Below are 22,364 nucleotides of genomic sequence, written 5' to 3' on the forward strand. Positions count from 1 at the left end.
TCCCGAGCCGGTGTCCGCACTGCGGTCAGCTGTCTCACATGCCGGAGAGGCTGTCCAGATCTTGGATCAAGAGCGTAATCTCGACAGGAGCTGATATATGACGCCGCCCGGTACACGGCCAGGCCAGGTACCGGCACCGGCGGTCGTACGGACGATCCCGAGGGAGTGACCCATCGTGCCTGATCTGAGGTCCCGCACCGTTACCCATGGCCGCAACATGGCCGGCGCCCGAGCCCTTATGCAGGCCTCCGGCGTAGCGCGCGAGGACTTCGGCAAGCCGATCATCGCGGTCGCCAACAGCTTCACCGAGTTCGTGCCTGGCCACACCCACCTCCAGCCGGTCGGCCGGATCGTCTCCGAGGCGATCCACGCCGCGGGCGGCATCGCGCGCGAGTTCAACACCATCGCGGTCGACGACGGCATCGCGATGGGCCACGGCGGCATGCTCTACAGCCTGCCCTCCCGCGACCTGATCGCCGACTCCGTCGAGTACATGGTCGAGGCGCACTGCGCGGACGCGCTGATCTGCATCTCCAACTGCGACAAGATCACGCCCGGCATGCTGATGGCCGCGATGCGGCTCAACATCCCGGCCGTCTTCGTCTCCGGCGGCCCGATGGAGGCCGGCAAGACGACCCTCGTCGACGGCACCGTCCGCACCCTCGACCTGGTCGACGCGATCTCCGACGCCGTCAACGACAAGATCTCCGACGAGGACATCCTCCGCATCGAGGAGAACGCCTGCCCGACCTGCGGATCCTGTTCGGGCATGTTCACCGCCAACTCGATGAACTGCCTGACCGAGGCCATCGGCCTCTCGCTGCCCGGCAACGGCTCGACGCTGGCCACCCACACCGCCCGCAGGGCGCTGTACGAGAACGCCGGCCGCACGGTCGTCGAGATCACCAAGCGGCACTACGACGAGGACGACCACACCGTCCTGCCGCGCAACATCGGCACCCGCGCCGCCTTCGAGAACGCCATGGCCCTGGACATCGCCATGGGCGGCTCGACGAACACGATCCTGCACCTGCTCGCCGCGGCGCAGGAAGCCGGCCTGAACTTCGACCTGGACGACATCAACGCCGTCTCCCGCCGGGTTCCCTGCCTGGCGAAGGTCGCCCCGAACGTCGCCCCCGGCGGCACGTACTACATGGAGGACGTGCACCGCGCCGGCGGCATCCCCGCCATCCTCGGTGAGCTCTACCGCGGCGGTCTGCTCAACGAGGACGTGCACACCGTCCACAGCGCCACGATCGAGGACTGGCTCAAGACCTGGGACGTGCGCGGCGGCTCCCCCTCCGACGAGGCCGTCGAGCTGTGGCACGCGGCCCCCGGCTGCAAGCGCTCCGCGACCGCCTTCTCACAGTCCGAGCGCTGGGCGTCCCTCGATGTGGACGCGGCCGGCGGCTGCATCCGCGACATGGCACACGCCTACTCCGTCGACGGCGGCCTGGCGGTCCTCAAGGGCAACATCGCCGAGGACGGCTGCGTCGTGAAGACTGCCGGCGTCGACGAGTCCATCTGGACCTTCGAGGGCCCGGCCGTGGTCTGCGAGTCCCAGGAGGAGGCCGTCGACAAGATCCTCAAGAAGCAGGTCAAGGAGGGCGACGTCGTCGTCATCCGTTACGAGGGCCCCAAGGGCGGCCCCGGCATGCAGGAGATGCTCTACCCGACGTCCTTCCTCAAGGGCCGCGGCCTGGGCAAGACCTGCGCGCTGGTCACCGACGGCCGCTTCTCCGGCGGCACGTCCGGCCTGTCCATCGGCCACGCCTCGCCCGAGGCGGCGGCCGGCGGCACCATCGCCCTCGTCGAGGACGGCGACCGCATCCGGATCGACATCCCCCACCGCACGATCGAACTCCTCGTCTCGGACGCCGACCTGGCCGCCCGCCGGGAAGCCCTCGGCGGCGTCTACGCCCCCAAGCAGCGCGAACGCAAGGTCTCGGCGGCGCTGCGGGCATACGCGGCGATGGCGACCAGCGCGGACAAGGGCGCGGTGCGGGACGTGAACTCGCTGGGGTGAGGCCCGGACCGCAGCCCGTTTCACGGCAACGGCCCCCGTCGCGGCGAGCGATGGGGGCCGTTGCCGTGCGGCGGAACTCAGGCGCCGGGCAGGGTTCCGCCCTTTACGGCGGTGACGAAGGATGCCCAGGCGGCGGCGTCGAAGAGGAGTGCCGGGCCGTGGGGGGCCTTGCTGTCACGGACGGGGACTAGGGCGGGGAAGTCGTCGGAGACCTCGATGCACTGGCCTCCATCCTGGTTGCTGTAGCTGGACTTGCGCCAGGTGGCAGCGCTCAGGAGGTCGTCGGAAACTTCAACGCACTCGCCGCCGTCCTGGTTGCTGTATGAGCTCTTACGCCAGGTGAGGGTGCTCAGGTTGATGGCTCGCACGAGGCTTCCTCCAACATCTGCCTGATGAACTTCCCTGACTCAACCGGGGATAGGGCTAAGTCACGAACCAGATCGTAGCTGAGCTGAAGTCGTTCGACTGCTGCCGTTTCCTCGACGAGTTCGCCCGAATATCCGGTCTCCACCCATGCGACGGTGCGCCCATCCGGGAGCCGCAAGAACATCGTGTCCGTGTTCGTCAGGGCGTGGAGTCCGCATTCCTGTCGAACGACTTGAACCATGACGTGCGGTCGGTCTCCCATGGTCAGCAGGTGCTCAAGCTGTTCACGCCACTCCTCGGCGTCCGCCAACGGTGTGCGCAGCACGGCCTCGGACAAGATGGTGCGGAAGCGCGGAGCCTCGTCGTCATCGAGCAACTCCCGACGCCCTACACGTGCCTGAACATGTCGGGTCAGCTCTTCATCGCTGCTGCCTCCCACTGAGAGCAAGTCGCGTGCGTAGCTTCCTGTCTGAAGCAGTCCAGGCAGCGCACTCACTGCGTAATGCCACATGCTCATCGCTTCGGCTTCCAGCGTCATGTAACGCCGGTACCGCTCGCGGAATTGCGTAGGATCCCCGGCCGCCAACTCCCACAGCGTCAGCAGCAGCCCCGCCGTCCCGTAATACTGGTCCAGCGCCTGGGCGACCTCCGGGCCGCCGAGGGTCTCGCCCTTCTCCATCTTCCCGAACAGCGACCAGTCCCAGCCCAGCGCTTCGCCGAGCTGCCGGAGGCTGTCGCCCTTCTGGGCCCGCAGTAATCGCAGCTCTTCTGCGTAGCGCTGGCGCGGCTCCTGGCTTCGGCCGGTGACCGCTCGCCTCGGTGGCATGGCGACCTCCTCCGTGGAAGGTGTGGAACTAACGGTGCGTGGCGGCGAAATACAACGCACAAGGCGTATTCGCGCCCTTTTCCGAGCCATTCTCGTGAAGGCCGGAACACGCACAGTAGTGGCGCTCCGGGGTCTCACGCAGGAGAACGGCAGACAGGAGCGGCGCTGATGACGAGGGAACGACGGGCGGCGGCAGGCGGGATGGCCGAGGCCGAAGCGGTGTGTGAGGAGCTGGCCGCCGAACTGCGGCGGACCGGGATCGTGCTGCCGTCGCTGATGGTCGACCCGGTGACGTACGGCTATGAACCGCCGCGTGTGCTGGTCGAGTTGGGGCGCTGCAACGTGGAGACGACGCGCAAGCTCATCGCGGTGCTCAAGCGGGCGGCGCAGTGAGCGCGGATGCTCCGTACGTCTCCCCGGCGTGCCATGTCGGCCGGCACCCCGCGTGCGACAAGGGCGTCGCCGTGCCGGAGGCCGTCGCCGTGCCCGGCGTGCGGCGCGAGACCTGTGCCTGCCGCTGCCATACGGGCGGCGGGCCGTCCCGTCACCAGCCCGCCGGGTCCTTCGTCGCCGCCGCGAAGACCGTGCCGTCGGGGGCCGCCGCGTAGATCCGGCCTCGGGGGCCGTCCGTACGGGGGGCCGGGAGGGTCTCCACGAAGCCGTTGTGGCGACCGGACATCCGCGGCGGGGTCTGCCCCAGCAGCTCACCCGACGCGGTGTCGACCGCGAGCAGTCGGCCGTCGGCGGCGGTGAAGTAGAGCCGGCCGCCGCTCACCACCGGCGCCGAGCCCCGGCTCACCGAGGTCTCGGTGTCCCATTTCCGCCGGCCGACGGCCTGGAGCGAGCCGCCCTCGGCCAGCAGATACACCGACTCGCCGTGCACCACGGCGGACGCCTGGTCCAGTGGCGCGGCCAGCTTGAGGCGGCGGCTGTGCCCGGTGGCCGGGTCGTAGCGGAGGACGGCGGTGGTGCGGTACGAGAGTGTCGGGTCGGTGACGGTGAGAAAGAGCGTCCCCGACGCACCGGAACCGGCCACGGTGAGCAGTCCGGGCAGCCGCCGGGCCCAGCGGACCTTGCCGTCGGACGGGTCGATGGCGGTGACGTGGGTGCCGTTCCCGTCGGGGGTGCCCTCGGCCGCATAAGCGGTGTGGGCGTCGCCGAACGAGGTGAAGAGCGGCAGCTGATGCCCCGGGAACCGCTTCTGCCAGCGCTGTTGGTGGGTTCTGCTGTCGAGCGCGGTGACCGTGCCGTCCGACGCGGCCAGCAGGATGCGGTCGCCGACGACCTTGGCCCCGCCCTCGTAGCCGGAGACGTCCTTGGTCCAGCGGGTGGCGCCGTTGCCGCCCGGCGACGGGTCGAGGGCCAGCAGCCGGCTGCCGTCGTGGGAGAAGACGTACAGCAGCCCGCCGGAGAGCACCGGTGCGGTCCGGGAGACGGCCTTCTTCGCGGCCTGCTTGCCGGTGGCGGTGGCGGTGGGGTCCTTGGTCCGCCAGGCCACCCGGCCGGAATCCGGGTCGAGCCGGGCGGCGAGCATGCCGGGCTGGCCGCAGAAGACGGCGCCGGCACCGGTGGTGCAGTGCGGGAGTTCGGCGTCGTGGCCCTTGGGGCGCTCGATGAGGGTGGTCTGCCACGGGCGGAAGTCGGCGCCGTCGTTGCGCGACGGGTGGGTCTGAAGGGCCGGGTCCCGGCCGGGGCCGCCGGACAGCGCCTGGACGCCCGCGTACGTGCCGGCTCCGGTGACGACGAGGGCGACGGCGGCCCAGAGGGGCCAGCGGCGGTTACGGGAGCGGGCGGTCCGGCGAGGCAGGGAGGGACGTACGGAATCGTCAGTGCGTACGGGGGCGCCGGTGCCGTCGGGGAGGGCGGGGCCCGCGGGGAGAGCGGCACCGTCGGGGTCCTCGACGGGGGTGCGGGCGCGCACATGCGTCATCTCGGCGTGCGGCGGGGCGGCCTCGGCGCGTACGGGCTGCGGGCGCTCCGGCTCCGGCCCGTCCTGCTCGGCCATCCGCTGCTCGGCCATCGGCTGCTCGGCCATCCGCTGCTCTGCCTGCCGCTGCTCGGCCATCGGCTGCTCTGCCTGCCGCTGCTCCGGTATCCGTACCTCGGGCACCGCCTCGCCCACGAGGCCGCCGATCGGCACGTCGGCGCGGCGCGGCGCGTCCGTCCGCAGCAGCTGCATCAGCGCGTCCGGAGTGGGCCGGTCCGCCGGGTCCTTCGCCAGGCAGCTCTCGACGAGCGGCACCAACTCCGTGGGCACTCCCGCCAGATCGGCCTCGTCGTGCACCACCTGATACGCGACGAGATACGGGCTCTCCGAGTCGAACGGGCCACGCCCCGTGGCGGCATGCACCAGCACCGACCCCAGCGCGAACACATCCGCCGCCGGACCCACCTCACGCGGCCGCTGGAACTGCTCGGGCGCCATGAACGGCGGCGTGCCGATCAACTTGCCGGTCTCGGTGCGCATTTCACTGTCGGACGGCCGCGAGATACCGAAGTCGATGACCTTCGGGCCGTCTGTGGCCAGCAGCACATTTCCGGGCTTCAGATCGCGGTGCACCACCCCGGCACGATGGATGTCCCGCAGTGCCTCGGCGAGCCCCGACGCCAGCCGCCGCACCTCGTCGACCGCCAGCGGGCCGTTCCGCTTCACATGATCGGAGAGCGTCGGTCCGGGGATGTGGAGGGTCGCCATCCAGGGCCGTCCGGCATCCGGATCGGCGTCCACGACGGGCGCCGTAAAGGCCCCGCTGACCCGCCGCGCGGCCGCCACCTCCTGCCGGAACCGCCCACGGAACTCCGGGTCCTGGGCGAATTCGGCATGGATGACCTTGACCGCGAGCAGCAGCCCGGAGGACGAGCGCGCCAGATGAACCACGCCCATACCGCCGGAGCCGAGCCGCGCCTCCAGGCGGTATTGGCCGGCGTATTCCGGATGCTCCGCTTCCGGCCCGATGCCGGGATCGCGCAGCGATGGCATGGTTCCACCCCCGTGTCATTACCCGTGCCATTCGGTCGCAAGTGCGACGCGCGGAGCCTAGTCGATGACGCGTACGAGATGAACGAGGCTTGCTAGCGTGCGCGTTGCGGAACCGCACCGAGCGGCTTCACGGGGGGCTCTCCACGAGCTGCTCCACGCACGGCCCCTGGGCCGACGTCACCACCATCACCGACAACATCAACGGGGGAACACGAAATGACCACACAGGACCATCAGGGCGCCGCGGAAGCGGCCGACGGCCAGGCCCTCGCCGCCGCGGGCGGTCTCGTCTATCCCGTCGCGCCCGGCTACCGCGTCAAGGTCCGCCAGGGTCCCGGCACCGACACCCCGGTCGTCCGCCTGCTCGCCGACGGCGCCCGGATCAAGATCCGCTGCCAGACGCACGGCGAGAAGGTCAGCGGCCCGTACGGCACCTCGGACATCTGGGACAACATCGCGCCCGGTGAGTACATCTCCGACACGTACGTCCGGACCGGCAGCAGCGGCATGGTCGCGCCGACCTGCGTGAACTGAAGCCCGGCGCCGCGGACCACGGAAGCGGGGCGCCCCGGCGGCACGGCGCTCATAGGTCGCCGGGTGGCCGGGCCCGCCGGGGATAATCGCTGCCATGAGCGATGAGCAGCGGTCCCCGGCGAGCCCGGAGCCCGGCGGCGCCGCGTCCGGCGACGGCGCGTCCGGCGGTCCCGAGCGCCACGGTCCCGAGCCGGAGCCGATCCGGTTCTTCGGCACCACCTGGCTCCACCACGACGGCGGCTACGGCCTGCGCCGGGCCGGCGTCGCGGTGGGCTCGCTCGCGCTCGCCGCGGCCGGTGCGGTCGTCCTGCGCTTCGCCTTCCAGGGACTGGAGATCGCCGACGTCGGCCCGTTCGTCGGCATCCTCGTCGTCGCCGGCTTCGCGATCTGTAGCGCGCTGGCCTTCCGCCGTACCTGGGACGGCTTCGTCCGGCGCCCCGACCCGGCCGCCGAGAGCGCCGCCGACAGGTCCGCACAGAGCCTGATGTTCATCGGTTTCATCGGCTCACTGCTCGCCTACTTCTGCCGCAGCCTCGTCGAGGCACCCGGGGAGAGGCTGCACCGCGCCGAGTTCACCGCGGCCCGCGCCCGCCACGTGCGCCGCCGCGGCGCCCGCACCGGGAATCCGGCCGCGCGCAAGTCCCGCCCGAAGAAGCGCCGTTGAGCCGGGCGGGCGGCCCGCCCGGCCCGTCGGCTCAGCCCGTCCCGTACCTGGCCGCCACCGGCACCGCCCCCGCCGGCGGCTGCCGGGCCATCCCGCCCCGCTCGCCCGCGCCCCGGTAGGCGCAGGTGCCGAACTCGGTCACCGCCACCGGCTTGCCGTGCGCTAGGTGCTCGCGCAACTCGTCCTTGAACGTCGTGGCGTTGTACGCGGCCCGGTACGCGTTTGCCCCCACGACATCGAACGGCCGCCGGTCGACGGACTCCCACGGCCCCGAGGCGTAGCTGACCCGCCCACCGAAGCGGGCCCGGACCAGCGCGGCGGTCTCGGCGAGAAAGCCAGAGAAACCGGGTCTGGTCTTTTGGTCCGGGGGCTCGTGTGTGTCTGCGGGTGCGTTGGGGCTGGGCGCGCCGTTCCCCGCGCCCCTGTGGGGGTGGCCGTGGCGTTTTTGCTGCGGGTGCGTTTGGGCTGGTGCCGTTGCGGGGTTTGTGGTTGCCGCGGGGGCCGGAGGGGACGCACCGGGGCCCGTCCTCGGCGCGGGCGACGCGGGTGCGTTCGTTTGATTGCCCCGGTGTTTGCTCCGGTCCTGCGGGCGGGCCCCGGTACATCCCCTCCGACCGTCCAACGTTGCCGACTGCCGGACGGTGGCACCGCGCCTTACGGCCCGCCTCGGCCCGCGCCCAAGCTGCGGGGACGGCCCGGCCAGGTGCCTGCCAAGAGGCGCCGCGCCCAACCTGCGGGTGCCAGGTGCCTGCCAGGAGGTGACGTGCACGGCCTCAGGGACCAGATGCCTGCCAAGGGGCGCCGCTGCATGGCCGCCGTAACGGTCATCGGTACGGCGGGTCAGCCGCGTACGGACGGTGGTCGGAGGGGATGTCCGGTGCCCCGCCCGCAGGACTGGAGCAAACGCCGGGGTGCCCTACCTCTGGGACCCGCGTCGCCCGCGCCGAGGACGGGGTACCGGGCGTCCCCTCCGACCCGCCACCCACCAACCGAAGGCGAACCGGCGACCAGCCCACGGCAACCCGCACCGGCCCAAGCCACCGGCACCCACCCCCCCAGCCACCGGAAACGCCACAGCCGAAGGCCCCGCCTCGGGCAGGATGGCCCGTATGCCGCACAGTTCCCAGCGCGATCAACTCCCCCTGGAAGCTCAGGCGTTGGAGCCTGGCTCGCCACCACAGCACGCCACCCTCGCCCGTTCCTTCGACGCGGTGGCCGCCCAGTACGCAGCCGCCCGCCCCGGCTACCCACCGGCGCTTTTCGACGCGATCGAGGAGCTGGCCGGGCAGCGGCTGGCGGGGGCGCGGGTGCTGGACGTCGGGGCCGGCACCGGTATCGCGACCCGGCTGCTCGCCGAGCGCGGGGCGCGGGTCACCGCCGTGGAGCCGGGTGCCGCCATGGCCGCCGAGCTGCACGCCGCCCACCCCGCCGTCCCCCTCGTCCACGCCCTCGGTGATGCGCTGCCGTTCCCCGACGACGCGGGTTTCGACCTCGTCGGCTACGCACAGGCCTGGCACTGGACCGATCCGGCCCGTTCCGTCCCGGAGGCGCTGAGGGTGCTGCGCCCCGGTGGTGCGCTCGCCCTGTGGTGGAACGTCCCGGACCCGGACGTCGACTGGGCCGCTGAACAGGAGGCAAGGATCGCCCGCCGTCTACCCGGCTACCACGGCCACAGCGTGGCGCCGGAGGCCCCCGACCTGATCCGTGGCCTCGGTCTGGGCCTGGACCCTGTCGCCCGGGTCATGCACTGGACCCGGCGGGTCCCCGTCGACACCCACCTCGCGATGCTGGGCAGCCGTTCGTACTTCTCCGCCATCGGCCCGGCCGCCGCAGCCCCCGTCCTCGCGGCCGAGCGGGAAGCCCTGCGTGATGTCTTCCCGGACGGCATCGTCGAGGAGGCCTACGCGCTCGACCTGACTGTCACACTCCGGCCGTCCGCTTCGTCCTAAGGGGGTGCAGTGCCGGCGCCGTGCCGACGCGGTGAGGTGCTGTACGGGCGGCGCAGCGACGTGACGGCGGGAACGGACAACAGGGGAACGGACGATGACGGAGCAGGAGCAGGAGCAGGGGAAGGGGAAGGGGAAGGGGAAGGGGAAGGGCACAAGCACGGGGGTGTCCGGGCGAGTGGGGGGCGGGGCGGCCGGGGACCGGCTCGGGGAGTTCGAGGAGCAGCGCGGGCGGTTGTGGGCCATCGCCTACCGGATCATGGGTACGGTCACCGACGCCGACGACGCGGTCCAAGAGGCCTGGCTGCGCTGGCAGGCGCTGCCCGGTGAGCAGGTGGTGGCCAGCCCGCGCGGCTACCTCACCACCGTCGTCAGCCGCATCTGCTACGACCTGCTGGGTTCGGCCCGCGCCCGCCGCGAGACGTACGTCGGGCCCTGGCTGCCGGAGCCGCTGCTCAACGGCACCGGCGGGCCGCTGCCCCTGGGCGGCGCGGCTGCCGCGGGGCCCGGCGGCCCGGAGGACCGGGTCACCCTCGATGAATCCGTCGGGATGGCGCTGCTGACCGTCCTGGAACGGCTCACCCCGGCCGAGCGCACCGCCTTCATCCTCCACGACGTCTTCGCGGTCCCCTTCCCGGAGATCGCCGAGGCGGTCGGCCGCACCCCGGATTCCGTACGGCAGTTGGCCTCCCGCGCCCGCAAGCGGGTACGGGCCGAGGCGCCGCGCCGCAGTGTCGACCGGGCCGAACACCGCCGCACCGTCGAGGCCTTCCTCTCCGCCGTCATGGGCGGCGATTTCGAGGCGCTGCTGTCCGTCCTCGACCCCGAGGTGGTCTGGCGTACGGACGGCGGCGGCAAGGTGTCCGCCGCGCGCCGGCCGGTCCTGGGCCGCGAGAAGGTGGCCCGCTATGTACAGGGCCTGGTCAGGCGCGGCGCCCAACGGGAGGGCCTGCGGGTCGCCCTGACGGAGGTCAACGGCGCCACCGGGCTGGTCTTCGTCGACCCGGTGGGGGAGCAGTCCGGGGTCTTCGCCTTCACGGTCGACGACGGCCGGATCACGGAGGTGGACGCGGTCGTCAACCCCGAGAAGCTCGGCCATCTGAACCTCGACGGGGTGTGATCGGGCCGGTGGCACGGCCCGGCTGGTTGCCCCGGCCGGGTCGTGCCTGGGGGCCACCCCGCCGCTCGGTCCCGCATGTCACACCCCACCGCCCCACGTCGTCCCCCTTACGGCGCCACCTCCCACCCCGGCGCCCCGGACCGACCGACCTCAGGAGGCAGCATGCAGAACGTCGCGCATCACGGGGGCTCCCGGGGCCGCAGGGCCCGGGGGAGGGTCGTGGTTCTCGGCGGCGGCTACGCGGGGACGATGGCCGCGCTCCGGCTCGCCCCGTACGCGCAGGTGACGCTGGTCGACCCCGGTGACCGGTTCACCGAACGCGTCCGGCTGCACGAACTGGCCGCCGGGCGCCCCGAAGTGAGCCACCCACGGGCCCGGATGCTGCACGGCACCGGCATCGAACATCTGGCCGCCCGCGCCACCTCCCTCGACCCGGACGTCCGCGCCGTACACACCGACAGCGGCCGCACCCTCCTCTACGACCGGCTCGTCTACGCCCTGGGCAGCCACACCGATCCGCGCGGTATCGGGGAGCGGGCCTTCACCGCCGACAGCGCCGCCGCCCTGCACAAGCGGCTGCTGGACGGGCCGGGTGCGCTGACCGTGGTCGGCGGCGGTCTGACCGGCATCGAGATGGCCACCGAGATCGCCGAGTCGCACCCGGAGTGGCGGGTCCGGCTGGTCACCGGCGGCGAGCTCGGCGGCGGTCTGTCGGTGCGCGGCCGGGCCCATGTCCGTACCGTCCTCGACCGGCTGCGCGTCCGCGTCGAGGAGGGCCGGCGGGTCGACGACGGGGACGACGTCGATGCCGACGCCGTGGTGTGGGCCGGGGCGTTGCGGGCCACCAGCGGTCTTGCCCACGACGCGGGGCTGGTCACCGACGCGGTCACCGGCCGGCTGCGGGTCGACGCGAGGCTCCGCTCGGTCAGCCACCCCGACATCTACGCCGCGGGCGACGCGGCCGCGGCCCGTACGCCCCGCGCCGGGGCCCTGCGGATGTCCTGCGCCGCCGCGCTGCCCACGGGCTCGTACGTGGCCGGCGCGATCGCCGCCGAACTGCGCGGCGCCGAGCCCCGGCCGCTCTCGTACGGCTTCTTCGTGCAGTGCGTGAGCCTGGGGCGCCACGACGCCCTGATCCAGTCGGTACGGGCCGACGACCGCCCGCGCGAACGCGTCCTGACCGGCCGCCCGGCCGCCCGCGTCAAGGAACAGGTCGTCCGCAACGCCGTCCGCGTCCTGCACCTGGCAGCCCGCCGCCCGGGCGTCATCCCGCTGCTCCCGGGGATCGGCTAGGGCCGGTCTTTCGGATCAGTCCGGTCCGCCCCGACCTCTCAAGGTCCGCCAACTGGCGGATACGGGTCCGGCGCAGCCCTCCTGGCGGTAGATGTGTCCCGTCACCGGAGCCGTGCCCGGGCCAGGGCACCCACCCCTTCGCCAAGGGTTCCCCCCGGGGGAGCCCTTGGCGAAGCCGCGCCCTCGTACGCGCGCCCCGGCCGCCCCTCAGTCCGTCAGCTCCGGCTTCCCCTTCTCGTACAGCCACTTCTTGAACAGCGGCTCCAGGTCCTCATCCGTGCGCTCCTGGCAGAAGTCGATGAAGTCCTGTGCGTCGGCGTTGCGGTAGCGGTACTCGGCGGGCCACTCGCGGAGGATCGTGAAGAAGGTCTTGTCGCCGACGGCGTTGCGCAGTTCCTGGAGGAGCATCGCGCCGCGCTCGTAGACGGGGGTGCCGGTGACATTCTTCGCCTGGCCCGGTTTGCCCGGCGGGAAGGCCCAGCGGTCGGTGTCCGTGGTGTCCTTGTAGAGGGCGTCGAACTGCTGCTGGGGCGTCTTGCCGCCCTCGCGCTCCTCCCACAGCCACTCGGCGTAGGTCGCGAAGCTCTCGCTGAGCCAGGTGTCCGCCCAGGTCTTCGGCGTCACGGAATCGCCGAACCACTGGTGGGCCATCTCGTGCACCAGGGTCACGGTGTCCGGCGCCCCGGCGTAGACCGGCTTGGTCTGGGACTCCAGGGCGAGCCAGTCGATCCGCTTCGGGGTGTCGTCGACGATCGCGCCCGAGGAGGCGAAGGGGTACGGGCCGAAGAGTTTGGTCTCCCACTTCACGATCTCGGGCAGCTTCTCCAGCGGCCCCTTGCTGGCCTTGGCCTCCGCCGGGTCCACGGCCACGTACAGCGGCAGGCCCTCGGGCGTACGGGAGGTGTGGACCTCGAATTTGCCGATGGTGGCCGTCGCGAGATAGCTGGCCATCGGCCGGCCGCTGTGCCAGCGGAAGGTGGTGTGGCCCTTGGCGGTCCGCTCGGACCGCAGCTCGCCGTTGGCGACGGCGGTGTAGCCCTTCGGCACGGTGATGGTGAAGTCGTAGGTGGCCTTGTCCGCGGGGTGGTTGTTGCCCGGGAACCACGTCATGGAACCGGCGGGCTCACCGGAGACGAACGCCCCGTCGCGGGTCTTGACCCAGCCCTCCGTCGACTGGTCGGGGTCCTTCATCTCCTGCGGCGTGCCCTCGTAGTCGACACGGGTACGGAACTCCGCGCCCTTGCGCAGCACCTCGGCCGGCCGGACGGTCAGCTTGTGTCCCTTACGGGAGAACTCCGCCTTCTCGCCGTCGACCTGCACCTCCGTCACCCGCAGCCCCTGGAGGTCGAGCTGGAAGGACCGCAGGTCCGTCCTGGCCTCGGCGGTGAGGTCGGCGGTTGCGTCCAGATGCCGTTTCTTGATGTCGTAGTCGAGGCCGAGCCCGTAATGGCGCACCTGATAGCCGCCGTTGCCGAGCGACGGGAAGAGTGGATCGTCCACTCCGCCGCTGCCCGCCGCGCCCCGTACACCACTACCGGTGCACGAGGAGAGCAGCAGGGCGACGGAGAGGGCGGCGGTCGCACCGCAACTGCGAAGGGGCCGGCGGTTCACAGCACTCCCGGGGTCGGCGGTCATCAGCGTCCCGACCCTACGGTCATTTCCGCCTACACACCGGCCCATTACCGCGCAGTTGTCCTAGACCCGACTCACGGGGCGACGGACGGCGCCTCCTTCCGGGCGGTCCCGTCGGGGCCCCGGCGCTGTTCCTCCCAGGCGCCGAGCGCGGCCGCGCAGGCATGGTCGAGATGCCGCAGCCCGGTCAGGTCCAGCTCGACCTCCCGGTCCTTGGGCAGCGCCTCCAACTGGTCGAGGAGTTTGGGCAGCCGGAGGAAGGTGGCATTGCCGAGGGCCCGTACGCGGATCGGGCGCCGGGCGCCGGAACCGGCCGGCGCACTGTCGCGCGCCGCCGGCTCGTCCAGCCCCACGATCTCCAGGTGGACGTGCGAGGTCTCCCACGCCGACTTGGCGACCGCCATCAGCAGCCCCAGCAGCACCCCCTCGAACATGTTGGTGGCCACGATCGCCACCGCCGTCGCGGCGAGCACCACGGCCTCGCCCCGGTGCTCCCGCCACAGCGGACGCCACTGCTTCACCGGGATCAACTTGCCGCCCGCATGCACCAGTACGCCCGCCAGCGCCGCCAGCGGCACCACGCCCAGCGCCGCCGGGAAGGCCGCCGCGAAGACCAGCAGCCACACCCCGTGCAGCACCCGGGAGGCCTTCGTCTGCGCCCCGGCGAACACATTGGCGGAGCTGCGGACGATCACCGCGGTCATCGGCAGCGCGCCGAGCAGCCCGCAGACGGTGTTGCCCGCGCCCTGCGCCATCAGCTCCTTGTCGTAATCGGTCTTCGGGCCGTCGTGCAGCCGGTCCACGGCGGCCGCGCTGAACAGCGACTCCGCCGACGCGATCAGGGCGAACGCCAGCACCGTGCCCAGCGCACCGGCCAGGGCCCCCGCCTCCGTCAGCCGGGCGAAGTCCGTGCCGCCCGGTGGCTGGACGACTTCCAGCAGGCCCGCTACTTCCACCCGGGCCACCGGCAGGTCCAGCACGAACACCACGACCGTGGCCAGGGCCACCGCCACCAGCGGCGCCGGCAGCACCCGCGCCGCCCGCCGCCACTTCGGCCACAGCACCAGCAGCGCGATGGTGCCCGCGCCGACGGCCAGCGCCGACAGCGCGATACCGGATCCGGCGGTGTCCACCGCGAGGTCCGGCAGCCCGGCCAGATTCGCCGGTCCGTTGCCCGGCGCCCGGGCGTCCACCAGGGCGTACAACTGCCCGGCGATCAGCACCAGCCCGATGCCCGCCAGCATGCCCTGGACGACGGCCACGGAGATGGCCCGGAACCAGCGCCCCAGCCGGAGCGCGCCCATGGTCAGCTGGAGCACCCCGGCGAGCAGTACGAGAGCACCGAGTGCCCCGAGGCCGTACTCCTGCACGGCCTCGTAAACCAGCACGGTCAGCCCGGCGGCCGGACCGCTGACCTGGAGACTGCTGCCCGGCAGTAAGCCGGTGAGCAGCCCGCCGACGATGCCGGTGACCAGCCCCAGTTCGGCCGGAACTCCGGAGGCGACGGCCACCCCGACACACAGCGGGACGGCGACGAGAAAGACGACCAGCGAGGCGGTGAAGTCGGCGCGCCAGACCGACAGCGGGTGCCGTGGCGGTATGGAGGGCCGGGACGGGCGTTGTCGGGCAATACGGAACCTACGCATGGGGATGCCTCCAGCGAGTGCGAGATGCGGTGGCGCACGGGTACGCACGGATACGCACGAGCGGACGCGGGGCGGTACGAGCAGCCGGTCGGCGACCACCGCTACGTGCCGCTGCGGTCGCCTGCTGCCGCGCACTGCCCGCGCGGTGCGCGCCATGGGGAAATGACGGCTGGATCCGTCGGATGCGCGGGCCGGGGGAGGCCCTTGGGGGCAGCTCTGAGCGCTCAGCAGCGGAACACGGCGTGCTGGACCGGCAGTTCACCGGATCTCGACACGGGTACGGCCCGGCGGCCGGTCAGCGGGGCGGTCAGGTGCAGCCCGCCGCCGGTCCGGGCCGGTGCGGCGGTCGAGACGGTGGTCAACGGGGGCGCCGGTGCGGTCACCGCGGCCGTGGACCGTCCGTCGCGGCGCGGCGGGCAGCGGTCGCTGCCGGATTCGGGGTTCTCGGAGGAGTCGGATGCCCAGGGGGTGGGGCCGGGGGGACCGGTACGGCCGACGCCGCTCGCGGCCTGCGCGGCCGCCGCGTGTTCCCCGTACACGCCTTCCGCACCCATGGGCAAGGCCAGCAGGACGGCCATGACGATCAACAGGAGCCGGCCGAGGCCGCGGACCCGGATCTTCGCCATCGTCGCCCCTTCCGGCGCGCCTGGACAGGTCATCCCATTGTGTCCAAGCGGACACGCAGGACCGCGAGTCGGTTTGTAACCACCCTGTAAACGCGGAGTTATCGACCAGGAACGGCTGGTTTCTTTCACTACGGCGCCCGCCGGTGCGCGGAGGTCCTCACCACGCGCCGCTTCCGCACCACACCTGGCCGGATCACCACCCCAGTGGCCCCACCGCCCCGCCGTCCCCGCGGTGCGGGCCCCATCCGGCCCCCCTGCCCCTGCGCAAGCCCTCCGTCCCGTCCCCGCCCTTGACGCCCCCTCCCGCCCGGCGCATTATTCATCGCATGATGAATTATGGCGTCGACCCCGCCGTCCACGCCCGCGATCTCACCGTCGTCCGGGGCGGCCGCACCGTCCTCGACGCCCTCGCCTTCGACGTCCCCCGCGGCCAGGTCACCGGCCTGCTCGGCCCCTCCGGCTGCGGCAAATCCACCCTGATGCGCGCCCTCGTCGGCACCCAGGCCAAGGTCACCGGCACCCTCGACGTCCTCGGCCACCCCGCGGGCGACCCCCGGCTGCGCCCCCGCATCGGCTATGTCACCCAGGACCCGTCCGTCTACGACGACCTCACCGTCCGCCAGAACCTCGAGTACTTCGCCGCCGTCCTGCACCCCGGCCGGTCCGCCCGCGGTCTGCGTCACGAGCGCGTCACCCGCGCCATCGAGGACGTCGACCTCACCCGCCACGCCGATGCCCTCGCCGGCAACCTCTCCGGCGGCCAGCGCAGCCGGGTCTCTCTCGCGGTGGCCCTGCTCGGTGCCCCGGAACTCCTCGTCCTCGACGAGCCCACCGTCGGCCTGGACCCCGTCCTCCGCCGCGACCTGTGGAACCTCTTCCACACCCTCGCCACCGAGCGCGGCACCACCCTGTTCATCTCCTCGCACGTCATGGACGAGGCCGAACGCTGCCACCGGCTGCTCCTGATGCGCGAGGGCCGCCTGCTGGCTGGGGGCACCTCCCGAACGGAGTTCGGGGGAGACACCCCCGACGCCCTCCGCGACCGCACCGGCGCCGCCACCGTCGAGGCCGCCTTCCTCCACCTGGTCGACGAGGCCGCGGCGGCCACCCGCCCCCAGGAACCGGCGCGCCCCACCACCCCCCAGGAGCCGGCGCGATGACCACCGCACCTCACACCACAGGCGCCCCGCACCCCACCCCCGCGCCCTTCTCCCCCTCCCGCACCCTCGCCACCGCCGCCCGGGTCCTACGCCAGCTCCGCCACGACCCGCGCACCATCGCGCTGATGCTCGTCGTCCCCTGCGTGATGATCGCCCTGCTCCGCTACGTCTTCGACGCCCGCCCGGAGACGTTCAACAGCATCGGCGCCTCACTCCTCGGCATCTTCCCGATGATCACGATGTTCCTGGTGACCTCCATCGCCACCCTCCGCGAACGCACCTCCGGCACCCTGGAACGCCTGCTCGCCATGCCCCTCGGCAAGGCCGAACTCATCAGCGGCTACGCCCTCGCCTTCGGCCTGCTCGCCATCGTGCAGTCCGCCCTCGCCACCGGCCTGTCCGTATGGGTGCTCGGCCTCGACGTCACCGGCTCCCCCTGGCTGCTCCTCCTGGTGGCCGTCCTCGACGCCCTGCTGGGCACCGCCCTCGGCCTGTTCGTCTCGGCCTTCGCCGCCTCCGAATTCCAGGCCGTCCAGTTCATGCCCGCCGTTCTGATGCCCCAGCTGCTGCTCTGCGGCCTGTTCACCCCGCGCGCCACCATGCAGCCGGCCCTGGAGGCGCTCTCCGACGTCCTCCCGATGTCCTACGCCGTCGACGGCATGAACGAGGTCCTCCAGCATTCCGACATCACCGGCGACTTCATCCGCGACGCGGCCGTCGTCACCGGCTGCGCCCTCCTCGTCCTCGCCCTCGGCGCCGCCACCCTCCGCCGCCGCACGGCGTGACGCACGCGCCGCCGCTGCGGGGCAGCCGACCCCCGAGCGGCACCCCCACGGTGCGAGGATGGCCGCAAACGCCCAGCGCAGCGGAAAGGTGAACCCGCACGATGACCCAGAAGGTCGCAGTACTCGGCACCGGAAAAATCGGCGAAGCCCTGCTCAGCGGAATGATCCGGGGCGGCTGGGCACCCTCCGACCTGCTGGTCACCGCCCGCCGCCCGGAACGCGCCGCCCAGCTCCATGAGCGCTACGGCGTCGAAGCGGTCAGCAACGCCGAGGCCGCCAAGTCCGCCGACACCCTCATCCTCACCGTCAAGCCCCAGGACATGGGCACCCTCCTGACGGAGCTGGCCCCGCACGTCCCCGCCGACCGCCTGGTCATCAGCGGCGCCGCCGGCATCCCCACCTCCTACTTCGAGGAGCGCCTGGCCGCCGGCACCCCGGTCGTCCGGGTCATGACGAACACCCCCGCCCTCGTCGACGAGGCGATGTCCGTCATCTCCGCCGGCACCCACGCCACCGGCGCCCACCTCACCCGCGCCGAGGAGATCTTCTCCGGAGTCGGCAAGACCCTCCGCGTCCCGGAGTCCCAGCAGGACGCCTGCACCGCGCTCTCCGGCTCCGGCCCGGCCTACTTCTACTTCCTCGTCGAGGCCATGACCGACGCCGGCATCCTCCTCGGCCTGCCCCGCGACAAGGCCCACGACCTCATCGTGCAGGCCGCCATCGGCGCCGCCGTGATGCTCCGCGACAGCGGCGAACACCCCGTCAAGCTCCGCGAGAACGTCACCTCCCCGGCCGGCACCACCATCAACGCCATCCGCGAACTGGAGAACCACGGCGTACGCGCCGCCCTCATCGCCGCCCTGGAGGCCGCCCGCGACCGCAGCCGCGAACTGGCCTCCGGCAGCGGCTGACCCACGACCGCCCCGGGGGCGCGGCGACCACCGCGCCCCCGGCCGGCCCGGCACCTCACCCCGCGGGCAGCAGCCCCACCGCCTCGAACGCCGCATCCACCCGCGGCCTGGCGAGCGCACGCGCCCGCTCCGCACCGCGCCGCAGCACACCATCCACATACGACGGATCGGCGGCCAGCTCCGCATGCCGCTCCCGCACCGGCCGCAACGTCTCCACCACGGCCTCCGCCACATCCTTCTTCAGCGCACCGTACGAGTCGTACTCCCCGGCCAGCTGCTCCGGATCACCCCCGGTGCACGCCGCCAGCACATTCAGCAGATTCGCCACCCCCGGCCGCTGCTGCGGGTCGTACACGACATCCCGCTCCGCATCCGTCACCGCCCGAAGCACCTTCTTCCGCACCACCTCCGGCTCATCCAGCAACGAGATGACCCCCGCCGTCCGGGCATGCGACTTCCCCATCTTCGACGTCGGCTCCTGGAGATCCATCACCCGCGCCGCCACCGCCGGAAGCGTCGTCCTCGGCACCACGAACGTCGCCCCGTAGCGCTGGTTGAACCGCTCCGCCAGGTCCCGCGTCAGCTCCACATGCTGAGCCTGGTCCTCCCCGACCGGCACCTCATGCGTCCCGTACGCCAGGATGTCCGCCGCCATCAGCGCCGGATACGTCAGCAACGACAGCCGCACACTCCCCCCGCGCGCCTGCTGCGCCGCGGCCTTCTCCTTGTACTGGATCATGCGCCGCATCTCCCCGTCGGAGGCCGTGCACTCCATCAGATACGACAGCCGCAGATGCTCAGCCACATGACTCTGCACGAACACCGTGCACAGCTCCGGATCCAGCCCCGAGGCCAGCAGCAGCGTCGCCGCCTGCCGGCTGAGCCGCCGCACCCGCGCCGGATCGTGCTCCACGGTCAGCGCATGCAGATCCACCACACAGAACAGCGCCTCCGCCCGGTGCTGGTCCTCTTCCGCCCACCGCCGGACCGCCCCGAGGTAGTTCCCCAGCGTCAGATGCCCCGTCGGCTGCACCCCACTGAAGATCCGCGTCCGCCCGCTCGTCGTCATCGCCATCTCGTCCGTCCTTCTCTCCGCACTGCCCAAGGAGTGCGCGTCGGGACCGCCGACCTCACCGGCCGGCTACGAGGGAGATACGCAAACGGCCGCCGAAGCGGCGGCCGTGGTCATGCATGCGCTGTGGTCGGCCGCCGTCAGGCGAGCCACCACTGCTGTACGAGCGCATGCGTAGTCATGACCCTCAAAGTACTCCCCACAACCCGCCCTCGTGCGGGTTTGAACAACCCCAACCCCTCGTGTAGTGTCCTCCGAGTTGCCACGGAGCCGACAGGCCCGGGGCAGCCATCCCGCCGCTTCGCGGCACACCACTACTGCACGGCCCCTCAACGGGAATAATTTCGCATGCCGAAATTCGAAACCGCGACGTGATTATGCGTCAACGAGGAATTCCGCTAAAGTAGTGATCACGCCGAAAGGCACGGCAACGCAAATTGCCGGACCACGGCGTAACCCCCTCCGACGGGGATTCGGAAACGAATTCGGACCGGCAACGGACCGAAAATCGGATCTGATAGAGTCGGAAAGGCCGGAAAGCGAAAGCCAAACGGCCGGGCCCGCTCCAACAGGGCGCCGGAGACGGAAACGGATCTGGTAAGGTTGGAAACGCGAAGAAGCCGAAAGGCGGAAACGCACCGGCGAAAATCGGGCCCGCAAGGATCTGATAGAGTCGGAAACGCAAGACCGAAGGGAAGCGCCCGGAGAGCCCGGTACTGAGTCAAATCAGAACCGATAAGGCACAAAGGAAGCGTCCGTTCCTTGAGAACTCAACAGCGTGCCAAAAGTCAACGCCAGATATGTTGATACCCCGTCCACCGGAAACACTTCCGGAGGATGAGGTTCCTTTGAAAAGTCCATCCCGCCCATGTGGTGCGGATGGCACACACAGCGAGGACGCTGTGAACGACCGGACCTATTCCGTCTGGTCGTTCCGCTCTCGTGTGTGTTTCACCCGATTACGGGTAAACATTCACGGAGAGTTTGATCCTGGCTCAGGACGAACGCTGGCGGCGTGCTTAACACATGCAAGTCGAACGATGAACCTCCTTCGGGAGGGGATTAGTGGCGAACGGGTGAGTAACACGTGGGCAATCTGCCCTTCACTCTGGGACAAGCCCTGGAAACGGGGTCTAATACCGGATACGACTACCGACCGCATGGTCTGGTGGTGGAAAGCTCCGGCGGTGAAGGATGAGCCCGCGGCCTATCAGCTTGTTGGTGGGGTGATGGCCTACCAAGGCGACGACGGGTAGCCGGCCTGAGAGGGCGACCGGCCACACTGGGACTGAGACACGGCCCAGACTCCTACGGGAGGCAGCAGTGGGGAATATTGCACAATGGGCGAAAGCCTGATGCAGCGACGCCGCGTGAGGGATGACGGCCTTCGGGTTGTAAACCTCTTTCAGCAGGGAAGAAGCGAGAGTGACGGTACCTGCAGAAGAAGCGCCGGCTAACTACGTGCCAGCAGCCGCGGTAATACGTAGGGCGCAAGCGTTGTCCGGAATTATTGGGCGTAAAGAGCTCGTAGGCGGCTTGTCACGTCGGATGTGAAAGCCCGGGGCTTAACCCCGGGTCTGCATTCGATACGGGCAGGCTAGAGTTCGGTAGGGGAGATCGGAATTCCTGGTGTAGCGGTGAAATGCGCAGATATCAGGAGGAACACCGGTGGCGAAGGCGGATCTCTGGGCCGATACTGACGCTGAGGAGCGAAAGCGTGGGGAGCGAACAGGATTAGATACCCTGGTAGTCCACGCCGTAAACGTTGGGAACTAGGTGTGGGCGACATTCCACGTCGTCCGTGCCGCAGCTAACGCATTAAGTTCCCCGCCTGGGGAGTACGGCCGCAAGGCTAAAACTCAAAGGAATTGACGGGGGCCCGCACAAGCAGCGGAGCATGTGGCTTAATTCGACGCAACGCGAAGAACCTTACCAAGGCTTGACATACACCGGAAACGTCTGGAGACAGGCGCCCCCTTGTGGTCGGTGTACAGGTGGTGCATGGCTGTCGTCAGCTCGTGTCGTGAGATGTTGGGTTAAGTCCCGCAACGAGCGCAACCCTTGTTCTGTGTTGCCAGCATGCCCTTCGGGGTGATGGGGACTCACAGGAGACTGCCGGGGTCAACTCGGAGGAAGGTGGGGACGACGTCAAGTCATCATGCCCCTTATGTCTTGGGCTGCACACGTGCTACAATGGCCGGTACAATGAGCTGCGATACCGCGAGGTGGAGCGAATCTCAAAAAGCCGGTCTCAGTTCGGATTGGGGTCTGCAACTCGACCCCATGAAGTCGGAGTTGCTAGTAATCGCAGATCAGCATTGCTGCGGTGAATACGTTCCCGGGCCTTGTACACACCGCCCGTCACGTCACGAAAGTCGGTAACACCCGAAGCCGGTGGCCCAACCCCTTGTGGGAGGGAATCGTCGAAGGTGGGACTGGCGATTGGGACGAAGTCGTAACAAGGTAGCCGTACCGGAAGGTGCGGCTGGATCACCTCCTTTCTAAGGAGCACTTCTTACCGACCTCTGGTTGGTCAGAGGCCAGTACATCAGCGAATGTCTGATGCTGGTTGCTCATGGGTGGAACGTTGACTATTCGGCACACTTGATTGGTTGTCACTAGTACTGCTTCGGCGTGGAACGTGGGGACGAGTGAAGTGGGTCGGGCACGTTGTTGGGTATCTGAGGGTACGGACCGTTGAGTCTGGACCTTCGCGATGCCGGCCCCAGTGAACTCAGCCTTCGGGTTGGGGTGGTGGGTGGCTGGTCGTTGCTTGA

18 protein-coding genes and 1 rRNA gene are annotated in these 22,364 nt (G+C 70.6%); 11 read left to right on the forward strand and 8 right to left on the reverse strand.

The genetic code is table 11. The features are described from left to right. Positions 1 to 175 precede the first annotated feature (175 nt). Entirely contained in the window at positions 176 to 2,026 is a 1,851-nt protein-coding gene (gene ilvD, locus CP981_RS22330) for a dihydroxy-acid dehydratase (protein ID WP_085928036.1), read from the forward strand. Between the two features lie 77 nt (positions 2,027 to 2,103). Here the strand turns inward: ilvD and CP981_RS22335 are convergent, their stop codons facing one another. Together CP981_RS22335 and CP981_RS22340 are read right to left on the reverse strand one after the other, a co-directional pair. Beyond that, on the reverse strand, positions 2,104 to 2,394 hold the full coding sequence (locus tag CP981_RS22335; RefSeq protein WP_085928035.1) for a DUF397 domain-containing protein: 291 nt from the start codon (positions 2,392 to 2,394) through the stop codon (positions 2,104 to 2,106). Beyond that, positions 2,376 to 3,218 carry a helix-turn-helix domain-containing protein gene (locus CP981_RS22340; RefSeq protein ID WP_085928034.1) on the reverse strand — a complete coding sequence of 281 codons (843 nt, stop codon included), beginning with the start codon at positions 3,216 to 3,218 and terminating at the stop codon, positions 2,376 to 2,378. The genes CP981_RS22335 and CP981_RS22340 overlap by 19 nt, the downstream gene beginning before the upstream one ends. A gap of 168 nt (positions 3,219 to 3,386) precedes the next feature. On the opposite strand from CP981_RS22340, the gene CP981_RS22345 reads away from it, so the two are divergent. Then, positions 3,387 to 3,611: a hypothetical protein gene (locus CP981_RS22345; RefSeq protein WP_244329746.1), complete on the forward strand. Its 225-nt coding sequence runs from the start codon at positions 3,387 to 3,389 to the stop codon at positions 3,609 to 3,611. A gap of 151 nt (positions 3,612 to 3,762) precedes the next feature. Here the strand turns inward: CP981_RS22345 and CP981_RS22355 are convergent, their stop codons facing one another. Next, on the reverse strand, positions 3,763 to 6,198 hold the full coding sequence (locus tag CP981_RS22355; RefSeq protein ID WP_085928032.1) for a protein kinase domain-containing protein: 2,436 nt from the start codon (positions 6,196 to 6,198) through the stop codon (positions 3,763 to 3,765). Between the two features lie 216 nt (positions 6,199 to 6,414). On the opposite strand from CP981_RS22355, the gene CP981_RS22360 reads away from it, so the two are divergent. Further along, a complete protein-coding gene (locus CP981_RS22360; RefSeq protein WP_085928031.1) occupies positions 6,415 to 6,732 on the forward strand; it encodes a peptidase in 318 nt (105 codons plus the stop codon). Between the two features lie 94 nt (positions 6,733 to 6,826). Continuing rightward, complete coding sequence (locus tag CP981_RS22365) at positions 6,827 to 7,396, forward strand: hypothetical protein (protein ID WP_085928030.1); 570 nt, start codon at positions 6,827 to 6,829, stop codon at positions 7,394 to 7,396. Between the two features lie 31 nt (positions 7,397 to 7,427). Here the strand turns inward: CP981_RS22365 and CP981_RS38760 are convergent, their stop codons facing one another. Next, the gene (locus CP981_RS38760; protein WP_244329747.1) at positions 7,428 to 7,628 is read right to left on the reverse strand and encodes a hypothetical protein; all 201 of its coding nucleotides are present in this window, start codon (positions 7,626 to 7,628) and stop codon (positions 7,428 to 7,430) included. An 877-nt stretch (positions 7,629 to 8,505) separates the two neighbouring features. Between CP981_RS38760 and CP981_RS22375 the strand changes: the two genes are divergently transcribed. The 3 genes from CP981_RS22375 to CP981_RS22385 all read left to right on the forward strand — a co-directional run bounded on the left by CP981_RS22375 (position 8,506) and on the right by CP981_RS22385 (position 11,755). Continuing rightward, positions 8,506 to 9,345 (forward strand): class I SAM-dependent methyltransferase, encoded by an 840-nt coding sequence (locus CP981_RS22375; RefSeq protein ID WP_085928029.1) that lies wholly within the window; start codon positions 8,506 to 8,508, stop codon positions 9,343 to 9,345. Between the two features lie 94 nt (positions 9,346 to 9,439). Further along, positions 9,440 to 10,462 (forward strand): RNA polymerase sigma factor SigJ, encoded by a 1,023-nt coding sequence (gene sigJ / locus CP981_RS22380; RefSeq protein WP_085928028.1) that lies wholly within the window; start codon positions 9,440 to 9,442, stop codon positions 10,460 to 10,462. A gap of 162 nt (positions 10,463 to 10,624) precedes the next feature. Beyond that, positions 10,625 to 11,755 (forward strand): NAD(P)/FAD-dependent oxidoreductase, encoded by a 1,131-nt coding sequence (locus CP981_RS22385; RefSeq protein ID WP_085928027.1) that lies wholly within the window; start codon positions 10,625 to 10,627, stop codon positions 11,753 to 11,755. A gap of 207 nt (positions 11,756 to 11,962) precedes the next feature. Here CP981_RS22385 and CP981_RS22390 read toward each other — a convergent pair whose 3' ends face one another. From CP981_RS22390 to CP981_RS22400, 3 genes are all read right to left on the reverse strand, one after another. Then, positions 11,963 to 13,390 (reverse strand): M1 family metallopeptidase, encoded by a 1,428-nt coding sequence (locus CP981_RS22390; protein ID WP_244329748.1) that lies wholly within the window; start codon positions 13,388 to 13,390, stop codon positions 11,963 to 11,965. A 71-nt stretch (positions 13,391 to 13,461) separates the two neighbouring features. Beyond that, entirely contained in the window at positions 13,462 to 15,033 is a 1,572-nt protein-coding gene (locus CP981_RS22395; RefSeq protein WP_244329749.1) for a SulP family inorganic anion transporter, read from the reverse strand. 224 nt (positions 15,034 to 15,257) lie between these two features. After that, positions 15,258 to 15,659 (reverse strand): hypothetical protein, encoded by a 402-nt coding sequence (locus tag CP981_RS22400; RefSeq protein ID WP_085928026.1) that lies wholly within the window; start codon positions 15,657 to 15,659, stop codon positions 15,258 to 15,260. Between the two features lie 326 nt (positions 15,660 to 15,985). Between CP981_RS22400 and CP981_RS22405 the strand changes: the two genes are divergently transcribed. The 3 genes from CP981_RS22405 (at position 15,986) to proC (ending at position 18,515) form a co-directional block, all read left to right on the forward strand. After that, positions 15,986 to 16,819 (forward strand): ABC transporter ATP-binding protein, encoded by an 834-nt coding sequence (locus CP981_RS22405; RefSeq protein WP_085928025.1) that lies wholly within the window; start codon positions 15,986 to 15,988, stop codon positions 16,817 to 16,819. Further along, a complete protein-coding gene (locus tag CP981_RS22410; protein ID WP_085928024.1) occupies positions 16,816 to 17,604 on the forward strand; it encodes an ABC transporter permease in 789 nt (262 codons plus the stop codon). Before CP981_RS22405 ends, CP981_RS22410 begins: the two co-directional genes overlap by 4 nt. Before the next feature lie 101 nt (positions 17,605 to 17,705). Next, on the forward strand, positions 17,706 to 18,515 hold the full coding sequence (proC, locus tag CP981_RS22415) for a pyrroline-5-carboxylate reductase (RefSeq protein ID WP_085928023.1): 810 nt from the start codon (positions 17,706 to 17,708) through the stop codon (positions 18,513 to 18,515). A gap of 55 nt (positions 18,516 to 18,570) precedes the next feature. Here the strand turns inward: proC and trpS are convergent, their stop codons facing one another. Then, positions 18,571 to 19,590, reverse strand: coding sequence for a tryptophan--tRNA ligase (gene trpS / locus CP981_RS22420; protein WP_244329750.1), 1,020 nt, complete (start codon positions 19,588 to 19,590; stop codon positions 18,571 to 18,573). Between the two features lie 969 nt (positions 19,591 to 20,559). On the opposite strand from trpS, the gene CP981_RS22430 reads away from it, so the two are divergent. Further along, positions 20,560 to 22,088 (forward strand): 16S ribosomal RNA (locus CP981_RS22430). Positions 22,089 to 22,364 lie beyond the last annotated feature (276 nt).

The organism is Streptomyces platensis (assembly GCF_008704855.1).
Taxonomy (GTDB): Bacteria; Actinomycetota; Actinomycetes; order Streptomycetales; family Streptomycetaceae; genus Streptomyces; species Streptomyces platensis.